Source organism: Silvibacterium bohemicum (assembly GCF_001006305.1).
In the GTDB taxonomy this organism is placed as follows: domain Bacteria; phylum Acidobacteriota; class Terriglobia; order Terriglobales; family Acidobacteriaceae; genus Silvibacterium; species Silvibacterium bohemicum.
On record NZ_LBHJ01000019.1, the window covers coordinates 417,489 to 434,253 of the forward strand.

General features: G+C 61.0%; 2 protein-coding genes (1 of these 2 running past the window's edge). Both read right to left on the reverse strand.

The genetic code is table 11. The features are described 5' to 3' along the window. Positions 1–5,550, reverse strand: partial view of a non-ribosomal peptide synthetase gene (locus XX99_RS23015; protein ID WP_050061743.1) — the 5' end (the start) only. It extends 6,633 nt beyond the left edge of the window; the window shows 5,550 of its 12,183 coding nt (coding positions 1–5,550); it begins with the start codon at positions 5,548–5,550; its stop codon lies off the left edge, out of view. Continuing rightward, positions 5,547–16,496 carry an amino acid adenylation domain-containing protein gene (locus XX99_RS23020; protein ID WP_331386726.1) on the reverse strand — a complete coding sequence of 3,650 codons (10,950 nt, stop codon included), beginning with the start codon at positions 16,494–16,496 and terminating at the stop codon, positions 5,547–5,549. Before XX99_RS23020 ends, XX99_RS23015 begins: the two co-directional genes overlap by 4 nt. Positions 16,497–16,765: the final 269 nt, after the last annotated feature.

The following is a 16,765-nucleotide window of genomic DNA, read 5'->3' on the forward strand; positions in this document are numbered from 1 at the left end:
GAGCGTTGTCCGTCGCACCTCGCCGAGCAACTCGCGGAAGCTGGCTTCGCGCCTCACGCGTACCCGCATCACCAGGGAGTTGACGAAGAAGCCGATGAGCTGTTCGAGCTGCGGCTCCTGGCGGTTGGCAATCGGCGAGCCCACGACAATATCACCCTGGCCGCCGGTATAGCGATCGAGCAGCACCGCGAACGATGCCAGCAATGTCATGTAAAGCGTCGCGCGATTGTTCTGGCTCAGCCTCTGCAGCCTTGCCAAACCGGCGCGCTCGATGCGGCCGGTGCAAAGTCCTGCGGAGTTGGTCTGCACGGCGGGGCGGCGGCGATCGACAGGCAGCTCCAGGCGCGCCGGGATGCCGTCGAGCTGCTTCTTCCAGTAGGCAAGTCCCTTATCGAGAGTCTCTCCTTCCAGCCAGCTGCGCTGCCACAGCGCGAAGTCTGCATACTGAACCGGCAGAGGAGTGAGCGGAAACGCACCTCCCTGATGGAAGGCGCTATAGAGAAGGGCCACCTCCTCGCCCAGCGCCCCCGCCGACCAACCATCGGAGACGATGTGATGACAAGTGAGAAGGAGAATATGTTCCCGTCGCCCGAGCTGTAGCAACTTCACTCGCAGCAGCGGTCCGCGGCTCAGGTCGAAGGGCTCATCCCATTCCTTTCGCAGCATTGCCGCTGTCGCTTGCTGCCGCTCCGCTTCCTCAAGGACGGTCAAATCTTCCAGCTCAACCGTTATGGACGCGGAATCGGCGATGATCTGCACCGGCTGGCTATCCATCTCGGCAAAGTGGGTGCGCAGGCTTTCGTGGCGTTCCACGATTGCGCCGATGGCCCTCTGCAGAGCTTCGACATCCAGATCCCCGCGCAGCCGGAGCGCTTCCGGCATGTTGTATTCCGCACTCGCTCCCCGCAGCTGGTCGATGAACCACAGGCGCTGCTGAGCGTATGACAGCGGGATCCATTCCGGACGCGGCTGCGCACGCAGCGCGGGCCTGGTATTTCTGGCCGCACGTTGCGCGTCCTCGATGGCCCGTGCCAGACTTCCCAGGCGCGGCGTGTCGAAGATCGCTCGCACCGTCAAACCCACGCCGAAGACCTCACGCACGCGGCTCATGACCTGGGTCGCCATCAGGGAGTGGCCGCCCAGGGCGAAGAAATCATCCTCCTCGCCGGCGCGATCGATGTGCAGGATTTCCGACCAGATGGCAGCCAGTAATTTCGCGATTTCCCCGCGCGGCTCGATGTATTCGCTGCTTACCAGGCCGCGCCGCTCCGGTGCGGGGAGCGCCCGCCGGTCGATTTTGCCATTCGGCGTAAGCGGCCACGCGCGCAATACCACAACCGCCGCGGGCACCATGTAGGCCGGCAGCACTTGGCGCAGCCGGCCGTGCAGCGCCCAACCAAGCTCGGCGTCGCCGGCGCTGTGCGCGGGATCATTTGCAAAGGCCTGCGCAGTATCTTTTACTGCTGCGAATGCCGCCTTCATCCACCGCGGATTGAAAACCGCACTATAGATGCCTTCTGCCGTAACGGCGGTCGCGGTCCAAGCTACACCCAGCGATCCGGCCAGAGCGATCAGCGTCCCGGGGTCCTGCCCGGCGACGGCAGCCGACGCGGCACGCAATTGCGCGGCGCTTGCGATCCTGCCCTCTTCGTCGTTCAGCAGCCGGACCGCTTCGATAGCGGGCAGCACGCGGCCGTCGCGGATGCCGCGCACTGCTATCGTGGCCTGCGGCTTTTGCTGAAGCTCGGCCTGGAGCGCGCGCTGCCATTCTCCGCGTTCATCCCAGTCGAGCCAGGATTCGGGCTCAGCAAGCTGTTCCTCGTCTCCGAGACTCACCGTCACGTCGTAACGAAAGCGGCTGAGTTCGTTATCGTAGGCTCCAGTCTTGAGAAACATTTCGACGCGACCGGCCTTCTCCACCCTTCGAGGCAGATCTTCAAACCATTCCGGCGCGAGAAGCAGCTCTTCTTCATTCCGCTGCGCGAGGAAAATGCGCTGTCGAAGCGATTCCAGATTTGTCTCTCCGGCAGCTTTATGCAGCTGCACCGAGGTGTGATAGGCCTCGAGAAGCGGCAGACTCCTTACGTCGCCGATAAATATGCTGCCTCCGCGGCGGGTGACACGGATGGCTTCGGTAATTACCTGATCGAAATAGTCGAGATCCGGAAAGTACTGCGCAACCGAGTTGAGGATCACCAGATCGACGCTGTCATCCTCGAGAAATTTCAACTCGTGAGCTAGTCCCGGCCGCAATTCCACATGGCGCAGCTCCGGCTTGGTCCGCAGGAACGATCCCAGCCGATTGAGGACCCCGGCCGAGAAGTCAATCCCGGTATAGGCTTCGCAACGGGCCGCGAGACGCAGCAGAAGCAATCCCGTGCCGCACCCGATCTCCAGCACGCGCCGTGGTCGCAGAGCTTCGATGCGGGCCACCGTTTCGTCGACCCAGAGGCGCATCTCCGCTTCGGGAATGGCCTCGCCGGTGTAGCTGCTGTTCCAGCCGGAGATTTCGAACTCCTGATCGCGGCCAGCTTCGGCGTAGGTCGATTCGTAGATCTCCCGCCAATGGTCCAGGTGCGCGCGCTGGCGCTCATCGGAAAGCCGCGGGCGACCGACCACGTATGCCAACAGCTGGTTGTCCGCGTCCTCCTTCTGCACGATCGCGAGCGCGTCCTGCACCTGCTCGTGCCTGCGAAGTTCGGCTTCGATCTCGCCCAATTCGATACGGAAGCCGCGAACCTTTACCTGCTGATCGGCTCGTCCCAGAAACTCGAGCGTGCCATCGATCCGCCAGCGGCACAGATCGCCCGTGCGATACATGCGCTCCCCCGGCTCGCTCGCATAGGGGTCGGCAACAAACCGCTCTGCGGTGAGCCCAGGACGGTTGAGATAGCCGCGCGCCAGGCCAGCCCCCGCGATATAAAGCTCTCCAACGACTCCTGCGCTCGATGTTTCCAGGTGCTTGTCGAGAACGTAGGTCCGGATGTTCGGAACCGGCGATCCGATGGGCACATCGGCGTCAGGCGCCTGCTGCAATTCATAGACGCTGCATCCCACGGTGGTTTCCGTGGGGCCGTATTCGTTCACGATGCGAAGCGCCGGAACATGGCTGCGCCAGAATGCGGCTACCGAACCACGCAGCGCCTCGCCGCCAACGACGAAAACCCTCGCCCGCACTGCCGAAGCCCGCGCTCCGAGAATGCCCCGGAGAGCCTCTAGGTGCGCCGGCGTCAGTTTGACTAGAGTCAGCTCCTGCCCACTGGCCAACAGATCCGCCAACTCTTCCAGTTGCCGTTCTTCATGCAGAAGAATCACCGGCCGCCCCGCGAGCAGCGGCAGATAGAGACTGGTGACGGTTGCGTCGAAAGCCAGCGGAGTGTTGACCGGCGCACCGGTGCCCTGACTCGCGTCGTACCGCTCGCCGGCCCAGCTTAGATAACTTCTTAATGCACCGTGCGGGACAACCACGCCCTTTGGTTTTCCTGTCGATCCCGAGGTATAGATCAGATAGGCCGGATGGTGAGGAAACAACGCTGCCGTACGATCTTCATCTCTCGGGTTCCACTCTGGAAACTGGGACAACTCTTCGGAAGCTTCGATGAACAGCAACTTCTCAGCAAAGGGCAAAGCCAATCTGGTTGCTTCGCTGGCCATCACCAGCAGAGGAGCCGCATCGTCCACCATGAAACGCAGCCTGGCTTCGGGATAGGCCGGATCGAGAGGAATATATGCTGCGCCCGCTTTCAGCACGGCAAGCAGGGCAACGATCATCTCCGGCGATCGATCGACGCAGATGCCGACGAAGGTTTCAGGCCCGGCTCCGCGAGCGATCAAGGAATGCGCGAGCCGATTGGCCCGAACATTGATTTCCGAATAGCTGGATGATTGCTCGCCGAACACTACTGCGGTTGCCGTTGGTGTTCGTTCCACCTGGGCTTCGAACAACTTCGGCAGAAGCGCCGGGGGCACCGGCTGAATAGCCCCCGTGGCAGCCTTCAGCAGGAGGCCGCGTTCGGTGCTTGCGATCATATGCAACCGTCGCAGTGGCAAATCGGGCGAGGCTACTACCGCCTCCAGCAACGTCATGTAATGTTTGGCCATCTGCTCGATGCGCCAGCCGTCGAACATCTCCCGCTTGTAGACCCAGTACAGAGCGATGCCGCCGTCTTCTTCAAAGCAGTGCAACTCAAGATCGAAGCGAACCTGCAGGTGCTGCGTGGCCAGAGGTTCCACTTGCAGGCCCTTGAGCTTCTGCGTTCCCATGGGCGCGTTTTGGAGGGCAAAGCTGACTTGAAAGACGGGTGTGTGGCTCAGGCTCCGTTCCGGCGCGAGATCGTCCACGATCTTTTCGAAGGGAACGTCCTGGTGTTCGTAGGCATCGAGCGTGGTGCGTTGGACGGCGGAGAGCAGTTGCCGAAAAGTCTCCTCCGGCTTCACGCGAACGCGCATGACCAGCGGATTCACGAAGAAGCCGATCATCGCTTCGAGTTGTGTGTCCTGGCGGTTCGCAACCGGCGATCCCACAACGATGTCGTCCTGACCGCACCAGCGCTCCAGCAGTACCGCGAACGCGGCAAGCAGAGTCATGTAGAGCGTGCTGCCATTGTGCCGGCCCAGGTTGTTCAGCGCCGCTACCTGATCCACGGACAAGCTGGTCTTCCAGCTTGCCGCATCCCAGACGGGAACGGCAGGCCGCGGACGGTCCGAGGGCAGCGACAATTGCTCGGGAATTCCCGCCAGCTGCTTCCTCCAGTACTTCAGGCCTCCGCCCAATGATTCGTCGCTCAACCACTTGCGCTGCCAGATAGCGAAATCGGCATACTGTACGGCCAGAGGCTGCAGAGGATTCTCCCGGCCCTCGCGGAAGCACTCGTACAAGAGAGCGAATTCGCGGTTGAATACACCGACCGACCAGCCATCCGAGACGATGTGATGGAAGGATCGCAGCAGAATGTGATCGTTTGCCGCAAGCTTGAGGAGCTTGAGCCGGAGTACGGGACCGCGGTTGAGGTCGAAGGGGCGCTGCCACTCCTGTTTCTGGGCCGCCGCAATCGCTTCCTTCCGCGACTCTTCGTCGAGGAAGCTCAAATCCTCCATCGGAATCGCAATATCGAAAGTCTCAGCAATGATCTGCGCGGGCACGCCATCAACTTCCTCGAAGTGGGTCCGCAGAGATTCATGGCGGCCAACTATCGCCCGGATGGTCTGCTCCAAGGCCTGATAGTCGAGGTCGCCGCGCAGGCGCAGAACTTCCGGGATGTTGTACTCCGCGCTCGATCCCTCCAACTGGTCGATGAACCAGAGCCGCTGCTGGGCATAGGACAGCGGAATATGCGCCGGTCTTTCCTCTGCCGACAAAGGAGGACGCGCTGCTGTGCCCTGCCACTGCCGCTGTAGAAGCAGGCGAATGTCGTCTTTCTGAACGCTTAGCTCAGCCCAGATTTCTTCGCTGAGGGTCCCGCGAGCCGCGCTGACACGAACGCGTTCCCCTTCTAACCAGACCTTGGCGCCGACCGCAGAGATTTGAGCGAGTAGTTCAGGCGCCGTCACAGATATCTCTCCTCCAATTCGTGCTCCTCCGCGTTCTGATCTTGCGGAGTCAACAGCTCTGACTGCGGGGCTGATTCGCTGCGCAGCGCCTGACAGATCACGGACAGCCTGGAGACCGTTCCCGAGAGAAATATGTCGCGCAAGGAAACTTCCAGACCCAGCGCAGTACGGATTCTGCTCACCAGCTGGGTGGCCATGAGCGAATGTCCCCCCAGTTCGAAGAAACCGTCGTCGAGTCCCACCCGCTTCAGTCCGAGCACACCCGCGAAGAGCTCGCACAGCGTCTGCTCATCCGGGGTTCGTGGAGCACGGTAGTTGTCTTGCCGTGTTTCGGCGTTTTCCGGAGAAGGCAGCGCGCCGCGATCGATTTTTCCATTGGGTGTGAGCGGCCATGCGGCAAGCGGAAGGAGCACGGACGGGACCATGTATTCGGGGAGACGCTGCCGCAGATAGTCGTGTAGCGACAGCTCCAGATCCTCTTCCAGGGCACGGCGGGAGCGCGCGATGAAATAGCCTACGAGCTGTTTGCGCTCGCCCTCCTGATGCACTTTCACCAGCGCGTCCTGCACCTGGGCATGGCCTTTGAGCACAGCCTCCACTTCGCCCGGCTCCACGCGGAAACCGCGCAGCTTCACCTGATCATCGACTCGGCCTACAAACTCCAGCGTTCCCTCGGAACTCCAACGCGCCCGGTCACCGGTGCGATACATCCGTGAACCCGCCTCTTCCGCATACGGATTCGCCACGAATGACGACGCAGTCAATCCCGCACGGTTCAGATATCCGCGCGCCAGACCGGCTCCGCTTACATACAGCTCCGCCGTTACTCCCACCGGCACCAGATTCAAAACCTCGTCCAGCACATACAGCTGCGTATTCCCTACCGCTCGACCGATCGGCACGGACAGCTCTTCGTCCGCAACGCTTTTCACGTCATGCCACGTAGCCAAGGTGGTGTTCTCGGTGGGGCCGTAGGCATTGATCACCCGGCATCGCGGGTTTGCCGCGACGACTTCGCGCACACAGTGCGGATCCGCGACATCCCCGCCCAGGAACAGCGTCTTCAGCTCCGTGAAGCTGGCCGGAGCTTCACGCGCCATTTCATTGAAGAGCGCTGTGGTCAGCAGCATGGTGTCGATGCGGTGCTCGCGCAAGGCTCTGGCCAGCGCTGGAGGAGAAAGGGTTGTTTCGCGCGACAGGATGGTGAGGCTCCCCCCGCTCAACAGCGCTCCCCAGATCTCAAACGGCGCGGCATCGAAGGACGCATTTGCCACCTGGGCAATCCGGTCGCCCGGCAACCACTCCAAGTAGCCACAATCCTGCACCAGCCGGATGACGCCACCCTGCGTGATTCCAACCCCCTTCGGCTTGCCGGTCGAGCCCGAAGTGAACATGACGTAGGCCAGGTCGCTCAAGCCCATCGCTTCGCTGGCGTTCTCGTCAGCAGCGCGGGCAGTTCCGATCTCATCCACGAACATCTCATCTACGAACACGGGCTTCGCATCGCTCCCGGACAATGCGGCGAGATCCGACGTCGTCAGCAGCAGTTCCGCTTCGCACTCGCTGATCATCCACATCAATCGTGAGTTCGGATAAGCGAGGTCCAGAGGCACATAAGCTCCCCCGGCCTTGATGATCCCGAGCATGGCGACGATCATCTCCGGTCCGCGCTCCATCCGGATCGCAGCCGCATCGCCTCGCTTCAATCCCAGATGCCGGAGATGATGGGCCACGCGGTTGGCCCGCGCATTGAGCTCTCTATACGTCAGCCGCTGTGTTCCGCATGTGACCGCCGGCGCGTCGGGATGCTCTCTGGCGTGGCGCTCAAAGAGCCCTGCCAAGGTGCCCTGGGGCTTCTCCCGCCGCGCGCCGTTGAATTGTTCGAGCAACTCCCGGCGTTCCGTCTCGCTCAGGATCTGAAGCCGGCTGGGGACCAGATCCGCAGAGTGCGGCACAGCTTCCAGCAGTGCAACCAGATGTCTGGTCATCTGCTCGATGAGCCGGAGATCGAGCCGGTCCCGCTTGTAGAGCCAGAAGAGATCGAGTCCCCCCTCACGCTCCAGCGCGTGAACCTCCAGGTCATACCGCGCACCGAGGGAATCAGGAACGATGCGCTCGAGTTCCAGGCCCTCGAGGCGCATCGGATCTCCGGGCGCGCTCTGCAGCGCGAAAACCACCTGGAACACCGGTGTATGGCTCAGGCTGCGCTCGATGGAGAGATGATCCACCACCCGCTCGAACGGAATGTCCTGGTGCTGATAGGAGTCGAGGGTCATGTTCCTGACGCTCGCCAGCAAGTCCGTGAACGATTCGGCCGGATTCACCCGAACCCGCATCGCAAGTGAATTCACGAAGAAGCCGATCATCTGCTCCACATGCGTATCGCGGCGATTGGCGATGGGCGACCCCACCACGATGTCTTCCTGACCGGAATAACGCGACATGACCGCAAAAAAAGCGGACAGCAGCGTCATGAACAAGGTGCTTTGATGGTCCCGGCTGAAGTTTTCGAGCTGCGCCGTCAGGCCGGAGGGAACAAAGATGTGGACTTTTCCGGCTTCAAGCAGCGGCGTTTCCGGCGTGCGCAAGGCTGAAGGCAATTCCAGGCGCTCCGGAATCCCTGCCAGTTGCCGCTTCCAGTAGTCGAGTCCCGACTGCTCCGCCGCTGCATCCAGCCGCTTCTGCTCCCACAACGCAAAATCCGCGAACTGCATGGCGAGCGGAGGCAGCGGATTCTGCTTGCCGGCGCAGAAGGCCTCGTACAAAACCGCCAGTTCGCGATTGAAAACCCCGATTGACCAGCCATCGAAGACGATGTGGTGAAAGCTGCGGAGCAAAACATGGTCTCGCTCGCTGAGCTTCAGCAATCTCACCCGTAGGAGCGGACCGGACGCCAGGTTGAAGGGCTCGGTTCTTTCCTTGCGGAGTGCCGCGGCAAGCGTTCGATCCTTTACCTCGCCATCCAATGTGGACAGGTCCTCAAGAGCGATCCGGACCCTTGGCAATGGCCAGATGACCTGAGCCGGCACACCGTCAACCATGGCAAAACAGGTGCGCAGAACCTCATGCCGCTCCTCGATGCACCGAATGGCTCGCTCCAGCGCGGACAGATTCAGGTCGCCGCGCATGCGGATCGAGTCCGGCATGTTGTATTCAGGGCTGTCGCCCTGCAATTGGTCGATGAACCACAGTCGCTGTTGCGCAAATGACAGCGGGATAAGCAGCGGCCGCGTCTGGCGAAGCAGAGGCTTGCCTGCAGGACGTTGATCGCGCAGGCGGTCGGCTAACTGCGCCACGGTCGGCGCTTCGAACACCGTTCGAACCGGCAAATCCACTCTCAGCGCGCGCCGTATCCGGCTCGCTACTTGTGTCGCCAGCAGAGAGTGGCCGCCCAGATGGAAGAAGTTATCGTCAATCCCTACGCGCGGGAGCTTGAGGACTTCGGCGAAAACATCGCAAAGCACCTGTTCCTCGGGAGTGCGCGCCGCTCGATACGAGCCGGTCTTCCACACAGGCGCGGGCAGCGCGCGCCGGTCCAGCTTGAGATTGGGGGTGCGCGGCAGGCTGTCCAGAATGAGAATGCCCGCGGGAACCATATAGTCCGGCAGCCGTTCGGCAATCGCATTCCGCAGCGCCTCCGTATCCGGAGTTCCCCCCGGAGCCGCCACCACGTATGCCACCAGGTGCTGGCCGGTGGAATCCTCTCCCACCGCGACCGCCGCCTGGAATACCGCAGGGTCAGCCAGCAGGATGGACTCGACTTCGCCGAGTTCGAGGCGAATTCCGCGAATCTTTACCTGATCGTCGGCTCGTCCCAGGTACTCGATCTCGCCATCCTGCCGCCAGCGGGCAAGATCGCCGGTGCGATACATGCGATCGCCCGGTTCAGAGGCATGCGGGTTAGCCACGAAGCGTTCGGCTGTAAGTCCCGGCCGCCTGAGATAACCTCTCGCCACTCCTGCGCCGGCAACGTACAACTCACCGGCGATTCCGATGGACACCCGCGACAACGAAGAATCGAGAATGTATACCCGGCAATTGGAGATCGCCGGTCCGATGCTGACCATCGCCGGACCTGATTCCGCCAACATGTTTCGAGGTATGGTGGCCACCGTCGCATCTGCGGAGACTTCTGTTGATCCATAGAGGTTGTAGAGGGTCGCCGCCGGGAATTTTGCATAGAAATCTTCGGCAAGGCGAATGTTGAGTGCTTCTCCGCTCGAACCCCAATGATCGACGCGCAGCTGGTGCAGTTTCTCCGCATCCTGCTGCAGAATGGCTTCAATGAGTGAAGGAACCAGGATGATTCGGGTCACTCGCTCGCGAATCAGCAGATCGACGAACTTCTCCACGTCGTGAACCTGCTCATGACTCAGCATCACCAGCGGCACGCCTCGGAAGAGCGGTGCGAAGATCTCCGCGAGATGATCCACAAAGCCCAGCGTGGTCCTGTTGCAGCAAACATCGGAGGCTTGAAAGGGATGTTCCCTCCACTCCCACTCGAGGCGGTTCACCACACCGCGAGTCGTGCCCACGACGCCTTTGGGACGACCACTGGAACCGGAGGTGTAAAGGACATACGCCGGGTGTTGCTGCAGCAGGAGAGCCGTGCGATCGGAGTTGCTTGGGTTATGCGTCAGCTCCCGCGCCAGGACGGTTTCCATCTCGGGAGCATCGAGATCGATCCTCACCGCGATATCCGGCAGCTTGCTGCGCAGTGCACGCACACTTAGCACGCACACCGGAGCCGCGTCTTCGAGCATGTACGCAAGACGCGCCACCGGATAGTCCGGATCGAGCGGAAGATACGCCGCGCCCGCTTTGAGAACTCCCAGCATCGCAGCCAGCATGGTGAAAGAGCGGTCGATGCACAGCCCAACGAGACTCTCCGGTCCGATGCCGCGACCAATGAGGTAGTTCGCCAGGCGATTCGCTCGCGTATTGAGTTCGCGATAGGTCAGCCGGTCTTCGCCGTAGACAACGGCAACGCTGTCCGGAGTCAGAGCCACCTGCGCCTCGAAGAGCTCCGGCAATGTCTTCCGGGAGATCGAGTGCGTGGCGCCATGAAAGCCGTCGAGCTGCCGCTGTTCGTCGCTCCCCAGGCTTTCGAGCTGCCACAGCGCGCGGTCCGGATCTTCCGCCGCGCCTTCGAGCAGCCGCACGAATTGCTCCGCGATCGCCTGACCCCGCCGTTCACCGAAGTGTGCCGCGTCGAAGTCGACTCGCAGATACAACTGTTGCCCGGGAACTACGGTCAGGCTCAAGGGGTGATGGTTGGCCGATGAAATCTCAACCCCAACCACCCGAACTCCCGCCGCCTCCTGCGCAAACGTTGTGGTGGATTCCGGATAGTTCTCGAAGACCACCAGAGTGTCGAACAGATCGGCAAGTCCAGCCGCTCGCTGGATCTCCGCCAGCCCGAGATGCTGATGCCCGAGAAGATCGCCTTGCTTTGTCTGTATTTCCGCGCACAGGGCCGACAAGCTGTCTCCCGGCCTCAGTTTTGCCCGCAGCGGAAGTGCGTTAAGGAACATCCCTACCATCTGTTCCACTCCCGCCAGCTCCGCGGGACGGCCTGAAACCACGATCCCGAAGACTATGTCGTCCGCACCGGTCAGCCGCCCCAGCAGCACGGCCCACAATCCCTGCAAGATTGTGTTCAGCGTCAAACCGCGATCCCGCGCGGTCTCCTGCAACCGCGCCGTCAGCTCGAGCGGCAGCTCTTTTTCCCATCGCATCGGCGAGGACTTCGAAGAAATTCCGCTCGCCACCTTCGTAGGGCTTGCGAGACCGGCCAGATACTCCTGCCATACGTTGAGCGCCGCGGGGCGATCCTGTTTTGCGAGCCATTCAAAGTACACACGATACGGACGGACCTGGGGCAGTGCTCGAGCATCGCCACCGTTGGCATACAAAGACATCAATTCACCGAACAGCAGGGGCATCGACCAGCCGTCCAGCAGCAGATGATGATGAGTCAGCACCAGCAGCCAGCGCTCCGCTGCCATCTTCACCAGCGTGAAGCGCAGCAGTTGTTCTCTGACGTCGAGGCGCACGCTGCGGTCTGAATCGAGGAAACCATTGACCCCGGACTTTTCAGGCCACTCGATCTCACGCCATGCCAGAGGCACGCCGCGGGGAATGACCTGGACGGGGTGCGGCAGGCCTCCATGTGCTATCACCGCGCGCAGATTCGAGTGGCGGTCAACAAGGGCTTCCGCCGCGCGGCGCATCCCCATTGCATCGAGCGGCCCTTCGAGCTCCAATGCGAACTGCACGGTGTAAACATCGGGTCCGCTCTCGTCGTAGAGCGCCCGGAAAAGAAATCCCTCCTGCAATGACGACAGGGGTAGAACTTCCTCGATATCGGAATAGGCGTCTTTCAGCTCTTCGAGCTGCTCTTGTGTCAGCGCTACCAGATCGAAGCCGGAAAGCGAGTGATCGCCAGACCTCTGATTTTTCGGCTCGTCGGCCGGAGTTCCCGACATTCGTTCGGCGGCTCGGGCGTTCGCTTCGCGCTCCGCTGCTGCAAGCTCGAGAGCCGTGAGCTCTCTCGCCGTCAGAGCCAGGCTTTCGACGGTTGGCTGCTGAAAGACATCCCGCGGAGAGAACTCCAATCCTGCGCGGCGCGCACGACCGACCAATTGGATGGACAGAATACTGTCGCCGCCGAGACGGAAGAAGTTATCATCCAGCCCCACGTGGTCGAGCGAAAGCATCTCGGCAAATAACTGGCACAGGATCTTCTCCGCCTGCGTCCGCGGCTCGCGATAGTCTTTGCCTTCGCCTCCCATCCGCTCTGCTGCGCCGGGAATGGGCAGAGCTTTGTGGTCTAACTTGCCATTGGGAGTTACCGGCCACGCAGGAAGCACAACAACAGTCGAGGGGACCATGTAATCCGGCAGGCGTTCCTGCAGGTAGCCCTGAAGTTCGCGTCCCAGTTCGCCTTCGACAGCCGCCTGTGAAGGCGCGTTGGCAAACTGCCGGTAGAACGATCGCTCTGCCACCGGCAATCTCTCGGCGGGATTCCATTGCGGGCGGAAAACGGCATCATAGATTCCGGATTTCTCAAATCCACGCCAGCTCAGATCGACACAAAGCTGGTCGGCGAACTGAATGACCGCATCCGGATCTTCTCCCGGCAGGTTCGCGCACAGAGTCCGGAGCTTGCCTGCGGTTCCCAAGCCAGAGTTTGCAGAAAGCAGAGAACGCGCCGCTTCCACCGCTCCCGCGACACGTCCGTCAGGCACGCCGCGAAGTCCTGCACTCTCTGCAGGCTCGGAGGACAGCAACGATTCGACCGCCTCTCGCCAGTCGCCGCCTGCATCCCATCTCACCCAGAGATGAGGCTCCTCAATCTCTTCTTTTCGATCGCCGACGTTTATCGTTACGTCGTAACGGAACCGGCTTAGTTCATTTTCGTAAGCACCCGCCTTCAGGGAAGCATCAACGCGTCCCAACTTGGTAGAGCGACGTGCCAACTCTCTGAACAGCTGCGGATCTAACACCAGTTCGTTTTCATGCCGCTGCTGATAAGTAACGCGCTGCCGCAGATCGGGCAATGAGGTCGTGACAGCCGCTTTGTGCATCTGCACAGAGGCATGATAAGCGCCCAGCAGTGGCAGGCTGCGCACGTCGCCGACGAAGATGTGGCCGCCTCGCCGGGTCACGCGCTCTGCCTCTCGCAGCACGTCGAGCAGATAACCCGCATCCGGGAAATACTGCACGATCGAATTCAGGATGAGCAGGTCGACGCTGTCATCTTCAAGGAAGCTCAGATCGTGCGCCATGCCCTGCCGCAGCTCCACATGCTCCAGATCCGGGCGAGTTACGAGGTATCTGCCCACCTTCGCGAGGGCTTCTGCGGAAAAATCCAACCCCGTGTAGCTCTGGCAATCACCCGCGAGCCGAGTCAGCAGCAACCCGGTTCCGCAGCCGACCTCGACGACGCGCGAGGGATTCAGGCGCTTCAGCCGGACCACGGTTTCGTCGACCCAGATCTGCATTTCGCGTGGAGGGATAGGCTTGCCCGTGTAACTGCTGAGCCAGCCCGTGATGTCGAAATCGCCGCCTACATCCACACCATCGGCGTACGTCGACTCGTAGAGCTCTCGCCAGCGTGTCACATGCGAGAGTCCCGCGCTCCTCCGCTCGGCATCCTCCTGCCGTGCAATCACATAGGCCAGCAGCTGCCCGGAATTCTCGCCGGCGACGACCAGCGCCTCCCGCACCCGGTCATGTCCCAGTAATGCCGCCTCGATCTCGCCCGGCTCAATGCGAAAGCCGCGAATCTTCAACTGCTGGTCAGCGCGACCTGCGAATTCAAGCACGCCGTCTGAGCCCCAGCGAGCCATATCTCCGGTGCGATACATGCGTCCACCCGGAGCCAGGCTGTGCGGGTCAGCCACAAAGCGATCGGCTGTCAGGCCGGGCCGGTTCAGGTATCCACGCGCGAGTCCCGCGCCTGCGATGTACAACTCTCCAGCGATGCCGATCGGCACCGGCTGCAAAGCCTTATCGAGGAGATAGACGCGTGTGTTCCACACCGGTTTTCCGATGGGTGGAGTCTGTTTCCCAGATAGGGGTTCGCTGATGGTCGCACAGACGGTCGATTCGGTGGGGCCGTAGGCATTGATCATCCTTCGCCCCGAAGACCAGAGCGCCGCCACCGCGGAAGAACAGGCATCGCCGCCGACGATCAGGCATTCGAGCGGGATGTTCGCAGCATCCTCCAGGGTCGAAAGCACGACGGGAGGTAACAGTGCATGCGTTATCTTCTCGGCGATGAGCAGCCGGCGCAGAGCGTCGCCGGCGCGCGCATTTTCAGCAGGCACTACGAGCGTTCCCCCGCTCGTAAACGCCATGACCATCTCCCACAGAGAAGCGTCAAAGTTGAGCGACGCAAACTGCAATACCCGGGAATCCGAGTTGAGCCCCAAACTTCCAACCCGAAGCTCTGCCAGGCTGGAGATACCGGCATGCGTCACAACTACGCCTTTGGGCACACCCGTCGATCCGGATGTGTAAATCACATAAGCAGGATGCTCGCAGCGTAACGGTGCGCATCGATCCTCATCGACAGGATTCACATCGACACGATTCACATCGACACGATCGGCGACGGAAGGATCGACCAGCAGCACTTCCGTCTCAGGCGCATTCAAGACCATTCGCGGAACATCGACCGGCAACTGTGATTGCTGTTCGCTGCTGGTAAGCACCAGTGCCGGCTTGGCGTCCTTTACCATCTGCAGTAGTCGCGCAGCCGGATAGTTGGAGTCGAGCGGCAGGTAAGCGGCTCCGGCTTTGAGCGCGGCCAGAATTGCTACGACCATATCCACCGACCTGGCGAGGCAGATGCCGACCAGAGACTCCGGACCAACGCGCCGCCCGATGAGGAGATGGGCCAAACGATTGGCCCGCGCATTTAGTTCCGAATAAGTGAGGGTCTCGCGCTCGAATACAAGCGCGGGCGCGAGGGGATGACGTCGCACCTGTAGTTCGAAGAGTTCGGCAAGCGTGGCCTGGGGAAGATCGCGATACGTAGCATTGAAGTCATCCATCACCTGCCGTCGCGCAGATGGCAACAGCATCTCGATGCGATGCAAAGGAGCCGCATCGTCAGCTATGGCGATTTGTTCCAGCAGCCCGAGAAAATTCCGCTGATACTCTCCCAATGCTGCCGCGGTATAGTGCTCAGGATTTCCGATGAACTCGATGCAGACATCCGAATCATCTCGCCGGTCATACACTGCGATCTGCAAGTCGTCGACCGACCAGTTCCCGATATTACGTGCGCGGCACTTACTCCCGGCAAAGGTAAAGTCATAACGGAACGGCATTACATTGACGATCGTGCCGTAGATTCCAGGGTCGGAGGGCCGCAAGCCGCAATCGTTCCTGAGATCTTCGAGCCGGTAGCGCTGATGAGCTGAGGCCTCCCGAAGGTCGTTCGCGGTTCGGCGTAGAAGATCGCCAAGCGTCTCATGCAAGGAAACGGTGGAACGGAATGGAACGGCGTTGGAGCAGAGAGCGACGACCCGGCGCATTTCATCCGTGGTCCGGCCCGATACTGCCATGCCGAGCACCGCGTCGTTGACCCCGGCGAGACGGTGAAGATATACAGCCGCAGCAGCCATGATCGACGATGCAAGCCCAGCGCTCCGGCCGCCGCCGCGAGTGCGCAACGACTCAATCGTGGAGCGCGAGACCCACTCTACGCTGCGTAGAAACCGGCTCGATCGCGCCGGCAGCTTCCCTGAAATAGTGGCTGCCTCTGGCCGGTCCTCCAGATAGTTGCGCCAATAAGATCTGTCGAGCTCATAGCCGGAAGAAAGCTGATAGCTGCGGTCCGCGGCCAGCGGTTCGAGGCAGGATAGAAATCCCGCCGGTTCGACGGGGCGGCCCGCTGCGAGCGCGGAATAGATTTCCGCGACACGCCGCGCAATCATCGCGAGCCCGAAGCCATCGATGCAGATGTGGTGGTAGCGCCCGTACCAGAGATACCGGTCCGCAGCGAGCCGGAGCAGAGCGTAGGAAAAAGGCGCTTCACCGCTAACATCGTGTCTCACCGCGATGTCGCGGCGCATCCATGCCTCTGCTGCCTCCGCCGGATCGGCCTCATCGCCGAAGTCGATGAAAGACATCGTCCAGACAGGGTCGCGTTCCAGATACTGGACCGGGCCCTGAGCTGTATCTGAAATCCGCAGACGCAGGGTATCCGTATCCTGGACCATCCGGCGCAGTGATTGCTCGAACAGCGCAGGCGCCACAGGGCCAAAGATCTCTATGTACTCCGCGATTTGATAAGCGCAACGGCTTGCATCGAGAGCCGTCGCAGCCCAGACACCGCTTTGCGCAGCGGACAGCTTATATCTTTGTGGGATCGAACCCGGCGCAATAACTTCCCCGTTGACCGACGCTTTCACTTTCAGCCCCCAAAACACAACGTCTCGCAGTCCGAAGCACAACTCTGCAATTTCGCAACTTCGAATTTGATCGTTATTTGCAGCGAACAATCAAAGCGAGAAAACCCGCCAGGAAATTCATTCCGCTAGCACTCTGGAGAAGGACATCAGTGAATCACTTAGCAGCAAAAACAGTAAGTCTCTTTATGCTCTATGTGGGTACGGTACTGATCAGGAATCCAAGTTAAGGCAAGCATCGCCAGTGAGCTCTGCCGAACAAAGCGGCAGTTTTGTATTAAGGCTCATGA